The organism is uncultured Granulicatella sp., assembly GCF_963545075.1.
Classification (GTDB): domain Bacteria; phylum Bacillota; class Bacilli; order Lactobacillales; family Aerococcaceae; genus Granulicatella.
The window spans coordinates 26759-46961 of record NZ_CAUUHX010000008.1 but is presented as its reverse complement, the minus strand read 5'-3'; the positions used below and the strand labels follow the sequence as shown (position 1 = coordinate 46961).

Here is a 20203-nt window from a genome sequence, read left to right as displayed (position 1 = left end):
TCTTCCTGATTGCAAATTACTTACAAAATCAAAAAGTAGGTGAATGATACATTTTTCGGAGTTTGACACTTTATAGAAGCCAAAAGATTCTAAAACATTGCTTTAACAATGTTTTAGGAGCCTTGTTTTCGTTTAAAAAATGCCTATTTTTTCTATTGCTTAGTAAATTTGAAAATATTTTTCATATTTTTTCGTTAATAATTTCAAAATCAGTTGAGCGTTTTTTGTCGAATGCTGAAGGATACTTTAATTTATCTGGTTTATTTATATATCTACGTTGAATCATTTTACTTACGTTTGCTATGAATATGATGATAATTATAGTTAGGATTACGTTTTTTAATATTTTGATGTTTGCGGGAATAGAGTAAACGGCACACAAAAAAATAAAAAAATAAAAACAGAAAAAGTTGGAGCGCTGTAGCTTTGGTACTATAAGCCACAAGGGCTTATAGTACGGGAAAAATTGAGACCGAGGCTCAATTTTTAGCCATGAGATTCGCATAGCGAAGCTGCTGGCGTCCCTAGCTACTCAAGCGTAGACTTTTTCTGTTTTTATTTTTGTCTAATTGTCTAACTGTCTAGTAGTCTTTCAAATCTTCCACTTCAGCAATAGAGAAGTCTTTTTTCTCTAGAGCTGTAATAATTTGATTCAATGTTTCGTTTGAAACTCCTGCTGGAAGCGTAATTAACAAACGTCGAAGTGTACGATCTTTCTCTGTATCTAATGTCATAACATTGGCAATAGAAGCATATTGATTAATGATCTTAGAAATTTGAGCTAATGAACCCTTTTCACCAGCAGAAATAATCGTTAAAACATAAGAACCATTATTCACACTCCAAGACTCTTGAAGCATATTTAATAAACTACTATGCGTTAAAATACCATAAAAACGTTGCGAATCATCTAACACAGCAATATAAGGTAATTCCTTAATCGTAAAGAACACTTTGAAGAACGAACTCGTAATATTAATAAATTTCGTAGTGTTTTTAATTAAATGAGTAACCGGTAAGCTCATATCGCCTCCATTTGCTTTATGACGATAGATGTGCATTTTATAAATATTTCCACGGAAGAAAGTTTCTGTTTCATCTAAAACTGGAACGCAACGATATCCAGAGTTTTCTAAAATAACAATCGCTTCTTCAAGAGTACAAGATTCTTTAACAACCGTTAAACTCTTTTTAGGAATAACAAGTGATTTTAATAGCATAGACATGCCCCTTTCTTGAAATCAATTTTCGTGTTTTGTAAAATATAGACACGTTTTCATTATTGATAATACCACTTTTTGATTAAAAAGTAACGAGAAATTTATTAAAATAGGGGGCAAAAATCTCTATATAATGGACATATCTTGCATTTTCACACAAAAGTGAGTATGATATTTGTATATTTTTAAAAAATTAACAAAGTAAAGGGGATAACTGAATGATGACAGCAGATTCTGATGGGAGTTCGCTGGGAATCCAGATTTTAATTATTGTACTATTAACTGCCATAAATGCATTTTTCGCAGCAGCTGAGATTGCCTTTGTATCAGTCAATCAAGGAAAGATGAGTCAAAAAGCGAGCGAAGGAGATAAAAAGGCGCAACGAGTGATGCGTTTATTAGAAAATTCAGATGAATTTTTAGCAACCATTCAAGTAGCGATTACGTTAGCAGGATTCTTCTCGAGTGCTTCTGCAGCAACAAGTTTTGCTTCTCGTATTCAACCATTATTGGAGAATGTACCGGGTGCAGAAACATTAGCAATTTTGATTGTGACTATAATCTTATCTTATTTAACATTAGTGTTTGGGGAATTGTATCCAAAACAAGTTGCCTTACAATTGGCGGAACCGATTGCTTTACATACGGCAGGAATTATTTTATTTGTCAAAAAAATTTCCAAACCATTTGTTTGGATTTTAACTGTTTCAACAGGTATTTTAAAACGAATGACGCCGATTGAATTTAATAATGAACAAGAAAAATTAACACGTAGTGAAATGAAGTCTCTTCTAGCGAATAGTCGCAATGATGGTGCGATTGATAAAGAAGAATTTACCATGCTTCAAGGGGTTTTATCTCTTGATTCAAAACTAGCTAGAGAAGTGATGGTGCCAAGAACGGACACATTAATGCTTGATGTGGAAGATGATTTAGCAGAAAATATCGAAATCATTTTAAGCAGTTCTTATTCTCGTTTCCCAATTTATGAAGAAGATAAAGATAATGTCATTGGAGTTTTACATTCTAAAGACGTTTTAAGAGCAGCAAAAGAACAAGGATTTGATCAAATCCAATTAATGGATTTAGCGCATCAGCCATTATTTGTTCCTTCAACAATTTTCGTAGATGATTTATTAGTGGAATTTAGAAAAACACGTCAACATATGGCGATTTTAAAAGACGAATATGGTGGAGTCGAAGGTGTTGTGACATTAGAAGACTTAATTGAAGAAATCGTCGGAGAAATTGAAGATGAGTATGATGTGGAAGAAATGAGTTACCGTGAAATTGATGAGAAGAATTTCTTAATTGATGCGGGAATGACATTAGAAAAATTCAATCAAACGTTCCAAACAACCATTGATTCAGATGAAGTGGATACGATGGCGGGAATTATTTTAGAAGAATTAGGGTATTTCCCTGAAGATGACGAAGTAGTAGAAGTTCGTCAAGAAAATGTTCTATTAAAACCAACTTTAGTAGAAAATGGAAGAATTCGTCGTATTCATGTTCACTTACTAACTCCAGAAGAAGTAGAAGCATACGAACAAGAAGAAAACGAAGAAGAAACAGAAGAATAATAATCGTAACTATCGGGTCAATGGGCTCGGTAGTTTTTTACATTTATGGGCGCTAATCTCGCCAAATTTAGTTTTTCTACGCCAAAACGTCAAAAATGGCGTAGATTATTCTCGCCATTATTAGTTTTTCTACGCCAAATATGCTATAATGGCGTAGAAAAAAGATGGAGGGGATATTTTGAGACAATTTAATTATGTAAAACTAATGGAACTATCTTTACCTGTAAATATTTATCATCATATTGCTAAAATTCATGAATATAAAGGGAAACAAGAGCTTTATGTAGAAAATTATCCAGATGTACTGGAAAAAATGATGGATGTGGCTAAAATTCAAAGTACAAAATCTTCTAATGCTATTGAAGGGATTTATACGAATGATGCAAGACTGAAGGAATTGATGAATCAAAAGGCAGAGCCTCAAAATAGAAATGAAGAAGAAATTGCAGGATATAGGCATGTGCTTGATTTAATTCATGATAACTATGAATATATAGAATTTAGTAAAAACGATATTTTAACACTGCATAATCAGTTGTATTCTTATTCTTTCGTGAATCATAACGGGAAGTTTAAGAAAATGGATAATAGTATTATAGAAGTAGATGCTTTTGGAAATAAAAAAATTCGATTTCAACCGGTAAGTAGCTTTGAAACAGAGATGTATGTTGATGCAATGGTGAAGGCTTATGACGAAGCTATAAAAGAAAATGTTCCTCCCCTTATTTTAATTCCAGCACTCATTCATGATTTTTTATGTATTCATCCTTTCGATGATGGAAATGGAAGAATGAGTAGAATTTTAACATTACTATTACTCTATAAGTTTGGATATTTTGTGGGACGGTATATTAGTATAGAAATGCTGATTGAAGAAACAAAAGATTCTTATTATGAGGAATTGCAACATTCAAGTGCAAAATGGCATTCTGGGGAAAATGATGAATTACCATTTATTAAATATATGTTAGGAGTTATCTTGAAAGCTTATAAAGAATGTGATGACAGATTCAGATTAATAGGAGAAAAACAATTAACATCTCCTGAAAGAGTATTGACAGTGATCCAAAAATCATTATCGCCTCTTTCTAAAAAGGATATTATGATTCTTTGTCCAGATATTTCCCAAAGAACAATCGAACGAGCATTAAAAGAATTACAGCTTGCTGAAAAGATACAATCAGTAGGAAATGGTCGTTCTACAAAATATATGAAAATCTAGATTTAAACTAAAAAACTATCGGGTCAACGTCTCGATAGTTTTTATTTTAGTGATTGGATAATTTCTGATAAATTGGGGCGTGGCTTTGGATTCTTTGGTAAATTCTCAATAATTTTTTCTGCCATATTCTTTACTCCTTTTTAAAAATGATTATAATAAAAACTAAAATATTGTGTAAAAAGTAATCTTATAGGATGACTTGGGGGAGAAGGTATGGGACATGGAGAATTTATTAAAAAAATTAGACAAGAAAAGCATTTAACTCAAAAAGAGTTAGCTGAAGGTATTTTAAGTAAAAATTTTTTATCAAAGTTTGAAAGAGGAGAAAGCAAAATAACGAGTGAAATATTTTTGAATTTGTTAGAACGATTAAATGTCTCCTTAGATGAATTCGAACAATTAGTGACTTCAAAACATTCTCAAAAAGAATTTCTACAAAAATTAGAAACTGTTAAAAGTCAAAAAGATGGATATTTATTAGAAAATTTAAAGACAGAAGAGAAGCAATTGTTTCAAAGCGATAGAAATAGACGACATCTTCATAATCAAATTTTGGTGGAAGCTCATTTACAGTATTTACAAGGTAAAAATATTGACGTGAAACAAAAAAGAGTGATTCAATCTTATTTATTTGAAGTAGAAGAATGGGGAGATTACGAATGGGAGTTATTTGGAAATATTGTTTTCTGTCTTTCTACTGAAGAGACACATTTATATCTGGATTCTATCTTTAGAAAAGCTCGTTTAGGAAAACGTGACACAATGCATAAACGAATGTTGTGTCGAATTTTATTAAATATTTTTTTAGAAGATATTGAAGCAAATTCATCTGAAGCTAGCCAAGTAGAAGCGTATTTAACAGAATTATTAGAAGATGAAGAATTTTATTATGAGAAAATTCGTTTTAACTATATGCAAGGAATTCTTCATATTTATCAAGGACATGTAGAAAAAGGAAAACTTGAGTGTATGAAGATGATTGATATTTTTAAGGGGTTAAAAGAACGTAAAAAGGCTACTCAATATCAAGAATATTTAGACTATGTTTTAAGTGAAATAGAATAAATCCAACTATAGGATGATTTTTTTCGAAGTGTTTGTGGGGAAAGTATAATGTAAGTAAACATTCGGTTTCTAAAAGGGGAGTATAACATGATTCGAAAGTTAAAATTACAATTCATCATCATTTTCATCATTTTTTGTAGCTTGGAAGGTTTAGAGCTATGGACGAGCTTTATCCATGCAGATTTATTAAATTTTTTAGTGGATTTGGACTTTCATCAATTCGGAATGGGAGCTTTATTATTAGTAGTAGTGTATGCTGTGTTTCTAGCAGTAACTTATATGGATCTTCGATACCGCTCCTTTGTGAAGCAAAAAATTGCAACGCTTTGGAGAGATGAAGTGAGTGAAGCTATTTCCAATACGTCTTATGCGCATTTTCATCAAAAGAAGAATCATGATTATATTGCTTGGTTTACAAGTGATATGGATCAAATTCAAGAAATGGCAGTCAATCCAAGCTTTTCTTTGTTAAGAGGGATTTTAGGAATCGTATTTTCAACGATTGGGTTATGGAGTATTCATTGGAGTTTAGTTGTTGTTGTGATTGTTGAAATTGGTATTTTACTTCTGTTGCCAAAAGTTTATGCTAAAGAACTATCTAAGAAGACCGTGCATAAAACAAAAGAAAATGAACGATTTAACCAAATTATTTCTGATGTTTTATTAGCGTACGATACGATTTTTGTGTTTCAACAATGGAAATACTTTAAAGAAAAAATTCATCAAGCTTCTGAACAATTAGGCTTTACTCGAAGAAATTATAGTAAATCTTTTGCAAAAGTAGCAGTTCTAGGTGGTTTTGGGAATGTTCTTAGTCAAATTTCCATCTTTTTATTTACGGGATATTTAGTGACAAAAGGAATGGTAACCGTAGGGGCTATTTTGGCAACAACAAGTTTAGCAGGAACTATTTTTAATGCTGTTGGAAATATGAGCCAAGAATTAGCGATGGTGACTAGTGCTAAACCATTATTTGAAAAAATTCATACATTAACGCCTTCAGCACGGGCAGAGGAGAATGCAGTAGAAACACTTGATGATGCAGAAGTATTATATAAGATAGAAAATCTTCAGTTTGCTTATGGGGATGCTATTGTGTTGAAACCTTTTAGTAAAACCTTATTCAAAAATCATAAATATGTCATTATGGGAGAAAGTGGAACAGGGAAATCCACTCTGCTCAATATTTTAGGTGGAAAAATCGAAGGATATCAGGGAAATGTAACTTTATATCAAAAAGAACTAAATACGATTCCCTATTCAAAACTGTACGATTCCGTTACTTATGTGGAACAAAATCCTCATATTTTCCAAGGAAGTATTCGTGAGAATATTGTGTTCCAAGAAGAAATATCGGATGAGAAAATTTGGAGTGTATTAGATAAGGTATTGTTGAAATCCATCGTGGAACAACTACCGCAAGGTTTAGATACAATGATTGGAGATACTTCCTCAACATTGTCAGGAGGACAATTACAACGCATTTCTCTAGCAAGAGCATTAGTTCGAAATCCGCAAGTGTTATTATTAGATGAAGTGACAGCAAATTTAGATGCTCAAACTGGAACAGAAATGATGCAATCTTTATTACAAGAGGAAAATTTAACCATTCTTTGGGTGACCCATCATCTTCCAGAAGAATTAAAATCTCTATTAGATGAAGCAATCATTTTATAAATTGAGGGAGGATAATTTTTCTTCCTCTCAAAAGCAGTGAAAAAGAAGTGTTTTCTAAACAGATACAAATGTATCTAATTCGTGGATTTTTATTGACAGAATAGGGGTTGTTTGTGTATGATTGTCGCTATATTAATAGAATAGGGGCAAGAAGATGAAACAAGTATTAAGTTTTTGGAATCAATTAAGTTTGATTAACCGAATCGTCATTGGTATGATTATTGGTATTTTATTAGGAATTTTCGTTCCTCAAGCTGTAGCGGTAGGAACTATCGGGACAGTTTTCGTAAGTGCGTTAAAAGCAATCGCACCATTATTAGTATTCTTTATTGTGTTAAGTGCTTTAGCACAACATAAAGAAGGACATGAAACAAATATGAAATCAATTGTTATTTTATATTTATTCGGAACTTTTGCAGCAGCATTAGTTGGAGTTATTGCTAGTTTTGCATTTCCAATTACATTAACATTAACGGATACTGTATCAGAAATTGCAGCGCCGGAAGGAATTGCTTCAGTATTACAAACCTTAATTTTAAAATTAGTAGATAATCCAGTGAATGCTTTAATGAGCGGAAACTATATTGGTATTTTATCTTGGGCAGTTGTGTTTGGATTTGCATTCCGCAAAGCAGATGAAAGTACAAAATCATTTTTACAACAAATTGCAGATGCAACAAGTCATGTTGTTAAATTAGTGATTAGTTTTGCACCATTTGGGATTATGGGATTAGTTTATACAACTGTTTCAGAAAATGGAGTAGGTGTATTTGCAACTTATGGTGAGTTAATTATGGTATTAGTTGGAAGTATGTTCTTTGTAGCATTAATTATGAACCCAATTATTGTATTCTTTATGATTAAAGAAAATCCTTATCCATTAGTATTCCGTTGCTTGAAAGATAGTGGAATTACAGCATTCTTCACTCGTAGTTCAGCAGCAAATATTCCAGTAAACATGGAATTATGTAGAGATTTAGGATTAGATGAAGATAGCTATTCAGTATCAATTCCTTTAGGGGCAACCATTAATATGGCGGGCGCAGCTATTACAATTACAGTATTATCATTAACCGCTGTAAATACTTTAGGAATTCAAGTAGACTTCTTAACAGCGTTAGTACTAAGCGTATTATCAACAGTAGCAGCATGTGGTGCTTCTGGGGTAACAGGTGGATCATTATTATTAATTCCAGTTGCATGTAGCTTATTCGGAATTTCAAATGATATTGCGATGCAAGTTGTTGGGGTTGGATTTATTATTGGGGTATTACAAGATTCTTGTGAAACTGCCTTAAATTCATCAACAGATGTTTTATTCACAGCAGCAGCAGAATTCCGTCAATGGAAAAAAGAAGGACGAGTAATTAACGTTAGTCCTGAATTAGCAGAATAACATTTCTAGGGAAGACTTTTTAGTCTTCCTTTTTTGTGTGTTGACTTTTTTAAAATAAGAGGTATAATCAATTTACGAAGTTTACAAATGTAAATTTAAGAAAGGTGTTTTTTTTAATGATAAAAGAATTTAAAGTAGAAGGATTAAAATGTTCAGGTTGTGCGAAAGCTGTTGAGAATGCAGTGAGTGCTGTTGAAGGTGTTGAAAAAGCAAGTGTTGATTTTGAAGCTAAAAAGCTGACTGTACAATTTCAACAAGATAAAGTAGAGGAACAAAAAATTATTGAATCAGTATCAAAAGCAGGATATCAAGCTGAATTAGCATAATAGTAAGGAGGAGTTGTTAATCATGAAGAAAGAAGAATTTGCATTAGAAGGATTACAATGTGCCGGTTGTGTCAGTACGGTTGAAAAAGTTGTCCGAGATCTTCCAGGCGTTAAAGAAGCCAATGTGAATTTAGCGACTGAAAAAATGATGGTGCAATTTAATCCAAAGGAAGCAGATGTGCAAAAAATTATGGAAACTGTTTCTCTAGCTGGATATCAGGCTATATTGATAAATGATGAAGAAGATGTGTTAGAAAAAACAGCGATTAAAAAAGAAAAACAATTACACTCGCTGAAAGTAAGAGCGTGGGTATCAGGTGTGTTTGCCATTGTATTACTTTATATTGCGATGGGTGAAATGATTGGACTTCCTCTTCCACAAATCTTACAGCCGATGGAACATCCAATTGTATTTTCTGTAACGCAATTGATTTTAGTAACTCCTATTTTATGGGTGGGTCGTAGTTATTTTGTGAATGGATTTAAGGCATTGATTAGAAAGCATCCGAATATGGATTCATTAGTTGCATTGGGAACGAGTGCTGCCATTTTATATAGTGTATGGAGTACGATTCGTATTTTTGGTGGAGAGTATCATTATGTGATGCATCTCTATGTAGAATCTGCAGCAGTGATTTTAGCTTTTATTACAGTTGGAAAATATTTTGAAACTTTAACAAAAGGAAGAACTTCTCAAGCGATTCAATCATTAGTTGCTTTATCTCCAAAAGTTGCAACAGTGATTCGTGATGGAAAAGAAGTAGAAGTGCCTGTAGAGGAATTACAAGTTGGGGAAGTAGTTTTCGTTCGACCAGGTGAAAAAATTCCGGTTGATGGTGTGATTCTTTCTGGTGAAAGCTTTGTTGATGAATCCATGATTACTGGGGAAAGTGTACCAGTCTTCAAAAAAGAAGGAAGCAAAGTTGTTGGTGCTACATTGAATACAACTGGTTCATTCCAAGTGGAAGTGAGTCAAGTTGGGAAAGATACAACTTTATCTCAAATTATTCGTTTAGTAGAAGAAGCGCAAGGTTCTAAAGCTCCAATTGCTGCCATTGCAGACCGTGTAGCAGGAATTTTTGTTCCAATCGTAATGGGACTATCTCTTTTAGCAGGCCTTTATTGGGGATTGATTGGTGGAGAATCATTTGAATTTGTCGTAACTGTGATGATTTCTGTGTTAGTCATTGCATGTCCATGTGCATTAGGATTAGCCACTCCAACTGCCATTATGGTAGGAACAGGTTTCGGTGCTAAAAGAGGAATTTTAATTAAAAGTAGTGCAGCTTTAGAAGAAGCTGGACATGTCGGTGTTGTTTTACTAGATAAAACAGGAACGATTACAAATGGAAAACCTAAAGTAGTCGATATTCAAGTATTCAACGATTATTCAAAAGAAGAAGTGCTAAAAGTAGCAGCTTCTATTGAAAAACATTCTGAACATCCATTAGGAAAAGCCATCGTGGAAGAAGCTGAAAAACAAGAATTTGACGTTTTACCAATTGAACAATTCCAATCTATTTCTGGTATGGGAATTCAAGGGATTGTAGATGGAAAAGAAGTATTACTAGGAAATCATTTATTATTACAAAATCAAGAAATTGCGGTGGATGATTTTAACGCAGTGATTGATGAAGTAGCTTCTCAAGGACAAACAGCAATGTTCGTAGTCATTCAAAAACAAGTAGCTGGCATTATTGTAGTTGCGGATACAATTAAAGCAACTAGTAAAGAAGCAATCCAACAAATGAAAGCTTTAGGACTTCAAGTTAGAATGGTCACAGGAGATCATGAAAAAACAGCAAAAGCAATTGCGAATGAAGTAGGAATTGAAACGGTATATAGTCAAGTATTACCAAATGAAAAAGCAAGTGTTGTCCAACAATTATTAGACGAAGGCTATCAAGTAGCTATGGTTGGAGACGGCATTAATGATGCACCGGCACTTGCCAAAGCAACAGTCGGAATTGCGATTGGTTCTGGAGTAGATGTTGCCATTGAAACTGCCGATATGGTGATGATGCAAGATGATTTAAGATTAGTGGCTAAAACGATTCAATTAAGCAAAATGACAATGATGACGATTAAGGAAAACTTATTCTGGGCATTTATTTATAATGTGATTGGAATTCCAGTAGCGATGGGTGTCTTACATTTCTTTGGAGGCCCATTATTAAGTCCAATGATAGCAGGAGCTGCGATGAGTTTCAGTTCAGTATCAGTTGTGCTAAACGCATTGCGATTGAATCATAAATTATCTAAATTGGAAAAATAAAAAAGATGAAGCGACCCCAAAAAGTTTAATTTTTTGAGGTCGCTTCAATTATTCCTTCATTATTTTATATCCATGTCTTTGTTTCTTGGGAATATAACATTGTAGTAAAAACTAGCAATACAAAATATAACAATTACTGGTTTAAGAAATGGAAATGAATCGAGAATATTGGTAAACCAAACTAATAAGGCTAAAAATATAAAAGTAATACAGATGATTATTTCATAAAACTTCATATCAATTCCTCCTAACATTTATATACCATGCCATCTCCTCTACTAAGTGAAATGACGATGATGACCATTAAGGAAAACTTATCCAAGAGTCGCTTCAATATTTCATGGAAACTACAGCTAAAATAAATATTAATAGTAATACAAATATTAAAAAACTCATTGGATTAAATTCTTGAATTTTCTTTTTATAGACTAATACAATACTTATTGTTACTGAAATCAAACCCATAACAAACACAAATACTGTTACCATTTATAATCACCTCGGGTAGCAAGAAAAGGTTGACTGCTAATTCAAATCTAAAATAACACCATCACAATCTAAGCTGTGATAAGTAACATTTTAAGATTTATTTTTACTCTTTTTGTACACAAATTTTAAAAAAGCATACAGTAATGCTAGATAAAAACAAATGGTAGATAGATGAACAAATAATAAGAAAAAGTCAGGTAAGAAATAATAAATAAGAAGTAGTGTTGCTACGCCGAAAAAAGCTCCATAAAATAAATAATTACTAAATAAAAACTTACTCATTTTTATTCATCTCCACTCTGATTAGGTGTCTAGTTTTCCTTATCTTATCCATATTCTAAAATATCATTTCAGAAAAAAATAGACTTATATTTCTAAAATAATTGGTGTATAATTAATCTTTGTAAGGGCTTTATAAAAGAAGTACACGCTAAATAATCTCAAACCAAAAAAGTCTGTCTCAGGAGAACTTCTCCTAGGACAGACTTTTGTTCTTTTCTGAAAAAATCAACAATGATTAGTCTTCTAAGTTTACATTGTGGTAAACTTTTTGAACGTCTTCATTATCTTCTAATGCGTTAATCATACGTTCGAATAAACGTAAGTCATCGCCTGTTAATGTTACTTCTGATTGAGGAATCATTTCGATTTCAGATACTGTGAATTCTGTAATTCCTAATCCTTCTAATGCAGCACGAACTGTGTTGAAGTCGTTTGGTTCAGCATAAACGATTGCTTGGTCGTCTTCTTGAACAACGTCACGAACGTCTACTTCTGCTTCCATTAATTGTTCTAATAATTCATCTGCATCTTTGTTTGCAATACCGAAAATTGCTGTATGGTCGAATAAATAAGTAACAGAACCTGGTGCACCCATGTTTCCGCCGTTTTTGCTATAAGCAGCACGAACGTCTGCAGCAGTACGGTTTACGTTATTTGTTAATGCATCTACGATAATCATAGAACCGTTAGGACCGAATCCTTCATAACGTAATTCTTGGTAATCGCCATCTCCGCCACCTTTAGCTTTTTCAATTGCACGTTCGATAATATGACGAGGTACATTATAAGTTTTAGCACGGTCAATTACGAATTTTAATTTTTGGTTAGAATGTGGATCTGGTTCACCTTGTTTTGCTGCTACATAGATCTCAATTCCGAATTTTGCATAAATTTTACTGTTGTTAGCATCGAGTTTAGTTTTCTTTTCTACGATGTTAGCCCATTTACGTCCCATTTTCTCACTCACTTTCTAAAAATATCTATAAGACATTCTTCATTATACAGATGGAAGCTAGGTTTGTTAAGTATTTTCTATTCAGAAATGCATTTTACAAGAAAATTTTTCTAAAAATGTTACACTATAGGGGAGGTGAGTTTATGAAAAATATTAAAGTAATCTATTTAGGAAGCGAAACTTGTGGTGTTTGTCATGCATTACAACCACGAGTAGAGGAAGTCACAGAGCAAGAAGGAGTAGCGTTAGAAATCATTAATGTCACGCAGCATCCTGAAGTGGCAAGTCAGTATCAAGTACTAACAGTTCCCGTTGCAATTGTGTTTGTAGGAGAAAAAGAATTCGCTCGCCAAGCGAGATTTATTGATATAGATTTGTTTGAAAAACAACTACAACAAGCGAAAGAATTTGCTCAAATGGAAGACTATTCATCGTAATTTTAGAAATGGTTTTCATCCTTTAAATTTAAGCATTTCATAAGAATTATTTGGTTGTATTTAAAAAGAAAAGTGCTATAATGATGGCAACGAATGGGGGTGGTCTTTTGTATGTAGACTTACTATTACTGTTTGTAGCTGTCATGGGTGTTTTTATTTCTTTGTTCTCCAAATGGAACTTACTCGGTAGTGTTATAACAGTAATAAGTTTTACAACCTACATTTTCCTTCATCCAAACTGGAATTTCTTCGTTATCATCCTATTTGTATTTGGTTTCCTATTTTTAGGATTTGAAGTATTAATTCCAGGAATTGGTGCTTTAGGAGTGTTAGGAACAGTGTTAGTCATAGGAGGGATGTACTGGGCAAACCAGGCTGTCATGGATTTAGTCGTTTTAATCTTAATGTCACTATTGTTGGCAATAGTCTTGTTAGTTTTATTGGTGAAAAGAGGAAATCATTTTTCTCATAAGAAAGGATTAGTATTACTTTCTTCTCTAAAAAAATCAAAAGGCTATTCAACCTCAAAAGTATATGACGAATTAGTTAATCAAATAGGGAAAACATTGACGGTATTACGTCCAAGCGGAAAGGCTGAACTAAACGGTGAAATCGTTGATGTAGTTAGTACGGGATTTGTCATTCCAGAAAATACAAGGATACAAGTTGTAAAAGTGGAAGGCAGTAAAATTGTCGTACAAGCTTTGGAGAACAAATAATCAGTAGGAGGGAGTAACATGTTAGAAAAAGGGTTATTGAATAATCCAGCAGGAGTCATTGGACTCATTGTGATACTATTTCTAATTTTAACAGTAGTGATGTTATTTTTTAGATTTGTACCAATTGGATTATGGATTACAGCGTATTTTTCTGATGTAAAAATTGGAGTAGGCACATTAGTAGGGATGAGATTACGTCGAGTAGCTCCTCAATATATTGTGCGTCCAATGATTAAAGCAACAAAAGCAGGGCTAAAAATTGATATTAATGAATTAGAAGCCCATTATTTAGCAGGTGGGAATGTCAATGTAGTGATCGACGCATTAATTGCAGCTCAACGTGCGAATATTGACTTAGAATTTGAACAAGCGGCTGCCATTGATTTGGCAGGTAGAAATGTATTTGAAGCCGTTCAAGTGTCTGTTAATCCAAAAGTCATTGAAACTCCGGTTATTGCAGGGGTTGCGATGGACGGGATTGAAGTTCAAGCAAAAGCAAAAGTAACCGTACGTGCCAATATTGAACGATTAGTTGGGGGTGCTGGCGAAGAAACGATTATTGCTCGTGTTGGTGAAGGGATTGTTACCACAGTTGGTTCAGCAGCTCACCATAAATTAGTTTTAGAAAATCCTGATTCTATTTCCCAAACTATTTTGAGAAAAGGATTGGATGCAGGTACAGCGTATGAAATTCTATCCATTGATATCGCAGATGTTGATGTTGGTAGAAATATCGGAGCAAAATTACAAGCAGAACAAGCAGAAGCAGATAAGAAAATTGCACAAGCTAAAGCTGAAGAACGTCGTTCTCTTGCCGTAGCGCAAGAACAAGAAATGTTAGCAGAAGTACAACGGATGCGTGCAAAAGTTGTAGAAGCTGAATCGCAAATTCCATTAGCAATGGCAGAAGCTCTTCGTAATGGAAAGCTTGGAGTCATGGACTATTATCAATTGAAAAATATTCAATCAGATACAGATATGAGAGAAGCGATTAGCAAATCTTCTGTAGAGAGTGAATCATGAAAATTGTAATCTTTCTCTTGTATGTAGTAATCCTTGTGATCATGTCTGCTGCTAGTTATATTAATTTAAAACTAAAGAGTAAAGAGCATGGATTTGACCAACTGCACGATTGGTTCAATCATTCTTTTCAAGAAAAACCAGTTTCGTCTAAACATCATCATCCAAAAAATCAAAAAGTAGTAGATGTTGTTGTAGAAGAAATGCCAGAAACTAAAGCGACATTATCCCATACAGAGAAAATGAGACAACAATTTTTAAAGATGGTACAAGTGTTTCAACAATTTTCACCAGAGGATTATTCTTTATCCGTATTTGATAAGGAACTCATTCAAAGAGTGTCGATTATTTCTCCAGAAGAAATTGATACGATGAGAAGAAGTGCCATTTTAATTCATACTGAAAAATTAAAAAGATTATACTTAAATAATCCGAATTTACCAGAAGAATTATTAGAATCTCTTCGAGCTTTTGTAGAAGAAATGGAAGCCATTCAATTACAGGAAGAAGAAGTTCAACATATGGGTTCAAAAGGCGATTTAGTCGTTGAAACCGTTAAAAGTGCAACAAATTATACAAAGAAAAATCGAGTGTTGAAACATCACTTACAATGGAAAAAAGCGATTGTCGCAAGTGAAGTGTTGTCAAAACCAAAAAGTATGCGATAAAAAGCGTAGAAAAAGGTTAGGCAGAAATGTTTATCCTTTTTATTTTGTGTTAAAATATGCCTAGTAGAGAGGTGAATATCATGTTAGAACAAGAAATGATTTCTCAGTTAAAAATAAAACAAGGGAATAATACAGCATTAACACAAGAAGAATTAGAATGGTTATGGGAGAATATCGGAAATCCGAATCCAGAAATTAGAGACGACTTAGTTTTTAATTTATTTGGACAATTTATTTTTGAACAATTAATAACAAAAGAACAATTACATTGGCTGATTGAAAAAATGAATGTCACCAATCCTTTGGAATATAGACTAGAAGAGACCGGTAGTGCAACAGCCTATCGTTCATTCTCAGCACTTGTTATGGGAATGATTTTACAAGTCGATGGGGATCAAACAAGTGGATATGATTCTTGTTTAACAACTCCAGAGAGAGTCACTTGGATGCAAAATGGAATTCGTTATTTGAAAAGAGAAAAAGACAGAACGGGCTACGATGAGAAGCTAGGATGGGTACATGCATTTGCTCATGGTGCCGATTTATTAGGAACCATTATTTCACATCCGAAATGTACCCAAGAATATGTAGTAGAAGTATTAGAAGTCATTAGTGATATTTTACAAAAGAGTCAACAACCATTTATGGATGAAGAAGAGAAAAGATTAGGCTTAGCAATCTTTTTTGGAATAGAGTCTGGAAATCTTTCTCAAAAACTTTTGTGTGAGTGGATGAAAAAGCAAAGATTTGAAGAATTAGATGGAAGCCGTGAAAGTTATTATCGTTTAGCGATGTATAAAAGTTTTTTAGCAACAATCTATTTTAGATTGGAGTCTTTAAACCTTTGGGAAAGTTCTTCGAAAGAGGAAATGATGATTATTCTCCAAGAATATTAAAAAAACCACCGACACAGTGGTCGGTGGAAAAAAGGATTTTGAAATATTTAACTTGGGAGGATAATATTTCTTATTTGGGAATGACTAAAGTATAGAGTGAAATTTTGAAAATTATATGAAGACTCCAATAAGAAAGTAAGAAGAATCTTTGGAGAATTAAATAAAACAGAAAAAACCATCACCGTAGCACATGAGACTCGTATAGCGAGGTTGCTGGCGACCTTGCTACAGTGAGAAAAGTTTTTTCTGCTTTATTGTAGTTATTTTATGCTTATTATTTATTTGTACAAGCGACAAAGCTTTCTCTTAATGTATCTTCTGGTAAGTTTTTACCAATAAACACTAAAGTCGACTTACGCTCTGTATCATTCCAATCACGTCCACGAGAAATATCAAAGCTCATTTGAACACCTTGGAAAATGATTTGATAATCCAAACCTTCTACACTTAAAATTCCTTTATAACGATATAATTCAGGTCCATAAATATAAACTAATTCATTCAACCATTCATTAATATGGGCTAAAACAAGAGGTTTCTCTGTTTCAATCACAAATGAATTAATACCACTGTGGTGGTGATGTTTGTGATGATGATGTCCATGATGGTGATCATGATCGTGTTCGTGGTGGTGCTCTTCATCATGATGGTGGTGATCGTGTTCACCGTGTGCATGAGCATGTCCACATTCTTCGCAATGTTCTTCATCGTGATGATGGTGATGATCATGTTCGCCATGCGCATGAGTGTGTCCACACGCTTCACAATATTCTTCTTCAGAATTTTCTTGCATTTCTAAAATTTTCTTTTCAGAAGCATAGAATAATTCAAGACCAAACATATCTTTCATTTCAACTGGACGAGCATCTAAGTCTTGAATTTCTGCAAAAGGATTGATAGAACGAACTTCGTTAATCACTTTTGTATAAATCGTGTCATCTACTAAACTATGTTTTGACATAAAGATTTTGTCTGCAAAACCGACTTGTTTTGCTGGTTCAGTTTGATGAGTGGTTTGATATAAGAAATTTTTTGAATCGACAACTGTTAAAACAGCATCTAAGATAAAGTGTTCATTTAAAAATGGTACATTGATAAATGTTTGAGCAATTGGTGCAGGATCTGCTAAACCAGTTGTTTCAAATAATACACGGTCCACTTTAATACCGTTTTGTTCTTTGACCATTAAAATAGATTTTAACATGTCTGCAATATCTGTACGAAGAGTACAGCATAAGCAGCCGTTATCCATTTGATAAATTTCTTCTTCTACATCTAAGACGAATTGGTGGTCGACACCAATTTCTCCAAATTCGTTAATAACTACGGCAATATGTTCGCCGTGTTTTTCTTTTAATACTTTGTTAATGAGCGTTGTTTTACCTGCTCCTAAAAATCCGCTGACAATGGTTACTGGAATTTTACTACTCATCATGATTTCCTCCATTCATGTAATTAAATCGGGATAATTACGATTCTATTCTATTGTATCATTGCAGGAAAAAATGTCAAAATAAAAAACTGTTATTTTGATGGAGAAAGAAAATCAAACAGAAAAGTAATTTTATGGTATACTGACAATTGAGAATAAATGGAGCAGGAGTGTGGATGATGCAAAAGAAAATCGACTGGAGTCGAGACTTTATACAAAAACATCAACATTTATTTGCATGTCCCTATTGTCATGCAGCTATTGAAACAATCGACGGGTATAGTATGGTTTGTACGAATCGTCATCGTTTTGATATTAATAAAAAAGGAACGCTCCATTTGATGAAACAAAAAGCGAATGAGGATTATGATGCAGAGTTATTTATGCATCGGTATGAATTAGCGCAGAGTGGTTTCTTCAATCCACTATTAGATGAAGTTTTGTCACTGATTCCAAAACAGGAGAATAAAATGCTTGTTGATATTGGTTGTGGAGAAGGAAGCCCACTTGCTTATTTATCGTCATTTTTAGAAGATATTCCTTTAGTAGGGATGGATATTGCTAAGGAAGGAATTTTGGCTGCTAGTAATCATCATTCTCAAAAAGCTTTGTGGATTGTGGCAGATTTAGCGCAGCTGCCTTTCGGGGATGAATCCTGTGGTACACTCATTAATATGTTAACTCCTTCGAATTATAAGGAGTTCAACCGTGTGCTAGCACCAGGAGGAACATTCATTAAAATTATTCCTGGAAGTAACTATTTAATTGAATTAAGACAACAATTATATAAAAGTAACGAAGAAAAACAACACTATTCGAATGAGGATATTGTAGAACGATTTAAACAAGAATATCCATCTATGAAGATGAAAGAAGTTTCGTATCAAGTAAAACTGACAACAGAAATGTATGAACACTTATTACAAATGACTCCTTTATATTGGGGAGCTAGTAAAGAAGACCAAGAATATAGTAGAAATCATCCATTAGAAACAATAACGGTTCATTTATGGATATTAGTTGGAGAAAAGAATTAACGACGGAGGAACGAACATGGGATTAAAAAATTTATTTAAAAAACAAGAAACAGAAGAAACAGCACAAGAAAAACCAGCATTCAAACTAGGGGTAGAAGATGTTTATAAAATTAGTGACGACTCACTAGACTTAGTAGTAACAGGGAATCTTGAAGGAACATTAAAAGTAGGGGACTTTGTTTGGTTGACAAATCTTGGAGATGACAATGGAACTGTCACAACTTCTGCAATTTACGCAATGGAAAATGCTCAGCGAGAAAAAGTGTTTGAAGTAACAAATGAACCAGTGGCTCTTTGGTTAGAAGATGCGATGCCTTTAGGAATTAAAAAAGGAACCGTATTACATGAAGAAGGTGCTAACAAAGAAGAAATCTATAAAACATTTGTTAATACATTAGGGAATGTCTTCGTGGGACGTCAAGAAGGTGTTTTAACACAAAGAGATATTGATACATTAAGCTTAGCGGATTTATCAGAAATTGCACGTGTATTTTTACTATACTGTCATATGAATGCTTCTCAAGAAACACCAGAAGAGCATACTGAAAATGTTGGTAAGATTGAACAATTAATGATTGCTGTACGAAATAAATTATTACAAGCAGATGAGTTAGTAACGGTTTATTCTAAAAAAACGAAAGAACCTTATTTATTCTCTCAAACACAACAAAGAGAAGAAGGTGGATTCATTTGTAGTTCTCCAATGATCTTTATTGCGCCAGTAGCATATGAAGAAAGACTAGCTTCTCGATTCGCAGATACAGAAATTTTTGAATTACGTCGTATTCAAAAAGGAGAAGACGGAAAAGGAATTGAGAATTTCTTCTTAGAAACGTTTTACCAAAATGGAGCGACAGGGGTTCATTTAGTAACAGAACAAACGTCTCTTGCGGCAGAAGGAATTATTGCAGCACCTGATTATACAGGAGTAGCAGAAGAAGAGATTCCTGTGACTAATCCTGATGCGATGAGATGGATCTTGTTGTTAGGACAATTAGGATTCCCGCAAACAGAAGAGCAAAAAATTATGCACGGCTTATACTATCGTTTCTTATGTTTAGAATTACCAAAAGCAAAATTCTTAACACCAATTAAATTAGAAAATGCCGATCCAAATGCTCAAGTTGATTTACACTCTGGAGAAAAATTAAATGTTGCGATTTTACCAGGAAAAGATGAAAAAGAAGCAATGGTCTTCTATACAGATTGGAAGAGATTGAGAGAAATTTATGATGAAAGCTGGAGCGGTATGATTCAAACTTTATCTCAAGTAACTAAAGCTTTCGATGTAGTCATTAACCCATCAGAAAATCCAGCTCTTGGATGTTATGTTAACGATGAAATGTTTGAAGAAATGAAAAAAGTAGATTAATCATTCAAAGAGAGTGTTCGAGTAAGAACGCTCTTTTTTATTTATTTTTAAAATTTCTATATAGAAGTAATTGACAAAACGGATGGATAGGTATATAGTTCTATATAGAAATAAAAAAGAGAGGAGATGAAT

15 protein-coding genes and 1 pseudogene are annotated in these 20203 nt (G+C 33.4%); 13 read left to right on the top strand and 3 right to left on the bottom strand.

Features of this window, described 5'->3' with window-relative positions:
• Window positions 1-581 precede the first annotated feature (581 nt).
• Window positions 582-1220, bottom strand: a complete 639-nt coding sequence (cbpA, locus tag RWZ86_RS02210) for a cyclic di-AMP binding protein CbpA (protein WP_314679655.1) — start codon at window positions 1218-1220, stop codon at window positions 582-584.
• A 218-nt stretch (window positions 1221-1438) separates the two neighbouring features.
• Between cbpA and RWZ86_RS02205 the strand changes: the two genes are divergently transcribed.
• The 6 genes and pseudogenes from RWZ86_RS02205 (at window position 1439) to RWZ86_RS02175 (ending at window position 10764) form a co-directional block, all read left to right on the top strand.
• On the top strand, window positions 1439-2803 hold the full coding sequence (locus tag RWZ86_RS02205; RefSeq protein WP_314679654.1) for a hemolysin family protein: 1365 nt from the start codon (window positions 1439-1441) through the stop codon (window positions 2801-2803).
• Window positions 2804-2981: 178 nt separating this feature from the next.
• Complete coding sequence (locus RWZ86_RS02200; RefSeq protein ID WP_314679652.1) at window positions 2982-4025, top strand: Fic family protein; 1044 nt, start codon at window positions 2982-2984, stop codon at window positions 4023-4025.
• 213 nt (window positions 4026-4238) lie between these two features.
• The gene (locus RWZ86_RS02195) at window positions 4239-5090 is read left to right on the top strand and encodes a helix-turn-helix domain-containing protein (protein ID WP_314679649.1); all 852 of its coding nucleotides are present in this window, start codon (window positions 4239-4241) and stop codon (window positions 5088-5090) included.
• Between the two features lie 87 nt (window positions 5091-5177).
• Complete coding sequence (locus tag RWZ86_RS02190) at window positions 5178-6767, top strand: ABC transporter ATP-binding protein (protein WP_314679648.1); 1590 nt, start codon at window positions 5178-5180, stop codon at window positions 6765-6767.
• A gap of 154 nt (window positions 6768-6921) precedes the next feature.
• The gene (gene sstT / locus RWZ86_RS02185; protein WP_314679646.1) at window positions 6922-8163 is read left to right on the top strand and encodes a serine/threonine transporter SstT; all 1242 of its coding nucleotides are present in this window, start codon (window positions 6922-6924) and stop codon (window positions 8161-8163) included.
• A 116-nt stretch (window positions 8164-8279) separates the two neighbouring features.
• Window positions 8280-10764 (top strand): annotated as a pseudogene (locus RWZ86_RS02175) (heavy metal translocating P-type ATPase).
• A gap of 1006 nt (window positions 10765-11770) precedes the next feature.
• On the opposite strand, the gene RWZ86_RS02170 reads toward RWZ86_RS02175, so the two are convergent.
• Window positions 11771-12490: a YebC/PmpR family DNA-binding transcriptional regulator gene (locus RWZ86_RS02170; RefSeq protein WP_314679640.1), complete on the bottom strand. Its 720-nt coding sequence runs from the start codon at window positions 12488-12490 to the stop codon at window positions 11771-11773.
• A gap of 143 nt (window positions 12491-12633) precedes the next feature.
• On the opposite strand from RWZ86_RS02170, the gene RWZ86_RS02165 reads away from it, so the two are divergent.
• The 5 genes from RWZ86_RS02165 (at window position 12634) to RWZ86_RS02145 (ending at window position 16230) form a co-directional block, all read left to right on the top strand.
• Window positions 12634-12927 carry a thioredoxin family protein gene (locus tag RWZ86_RS02165; RefSeq protein WP_314679638.1) on the top strand — a complete coding sequence of 98 codons (294 nt, stop codon included), beginning with the start codon at window positions 12634-12636 and terminating at the stop codon, window positions 12925-12927.
• Window positions 12928-13010: 83 nt separating this feature from the next.
• Window positions 13011-13646, top strand: coding sequence for an NfeD family protein (locus RWZ86_RS02160; RefSeq protein WP_314679636.1), 636 nt, complete (start codon window positions 13011-13013; stop codon window positions 13644-13646).
• A gap of 18 nt (window positions 13647-13664) precedes the next feature.
• The gene (gene floA / locus RWZ86_RS02155) at window positions 13665-14669 is read left to right on the top strand and encodes a flotillin-like protein FloA (RefSeq protein ID WP_314679634.1); all 1005 of its coding nucleotides are present in this window, start codon (window positions 13665-13667) and stop codon (window positions 14667-14669) included.
• Entirely contained in the window at window positions 14666-15334 is a 669-nt protein-coding gene (locus tag RWZ86_RS02150) for a hypothetical protein (protein ID WP_314679632.1), read from the top strand. Before floA ends, RWZ86_RS02150 begins: the two co-directional genes overlap by 4 nt.
• An 80-nt stretch (window positions 15335-15414) precedes the next feature.
• Complete coding sequence (locus RWZ86_RS02145; RefSeq protein WP_314679630.1) at window positions 15415-16230, top strand: DUF2785 domain-containing protein; 816 nt, start codon at window positions 15415-15417, stop codon at window positions 16228-16230.
• Between the two features lie 274 nt (window positions 16231-16504).
• On the opposite strand, the gene RWZ86_RS02140 is transcribed toward RWZ86_RS02145, so the two are convergent.
• On the bottom strand, window positions 16505-17665 hold the full coding sequence (locus RWZ86_RS02140) for a GTP-binding protein (RefSeq protein WP_314679628.1): 1161 nt from the start codon (window positions 17663-17665) through the stop codon (window positions 16505-16507).
• 176 nt (window positions 17666-17841) lie between these two features.
• Between RWZ86_RS02140 and RWZ86_RS02135 the strand changes: the two genes are divergently transcribed.
• Window positions 17842-18699 carry a methyltransferase domain-containing protein gene (locus tag RWZ86_RS02135; RefSeq protein WP_314679626.1) on the top strand — a complete coding sequence of 286 codons (858 nt, stop codon included), beginning with the start codon at window positions 17842-17844 and terminating at the stop codon, window positions 18697-18699.
• A 16-nt stretch (window positions 18700-18715) separates the two neighbouring features.
• Complete coding sequence (locus RWZ86_RS02130; protein WP_314679624.1) at window positions 18716-20071, top strand: hypothetical protein; 1356 nt, start codon at window positions 18716-18718, stop codon at window positions 20069-20071.
• Window positions 20072-20203 lie beyond the last annotated feature (132 nt).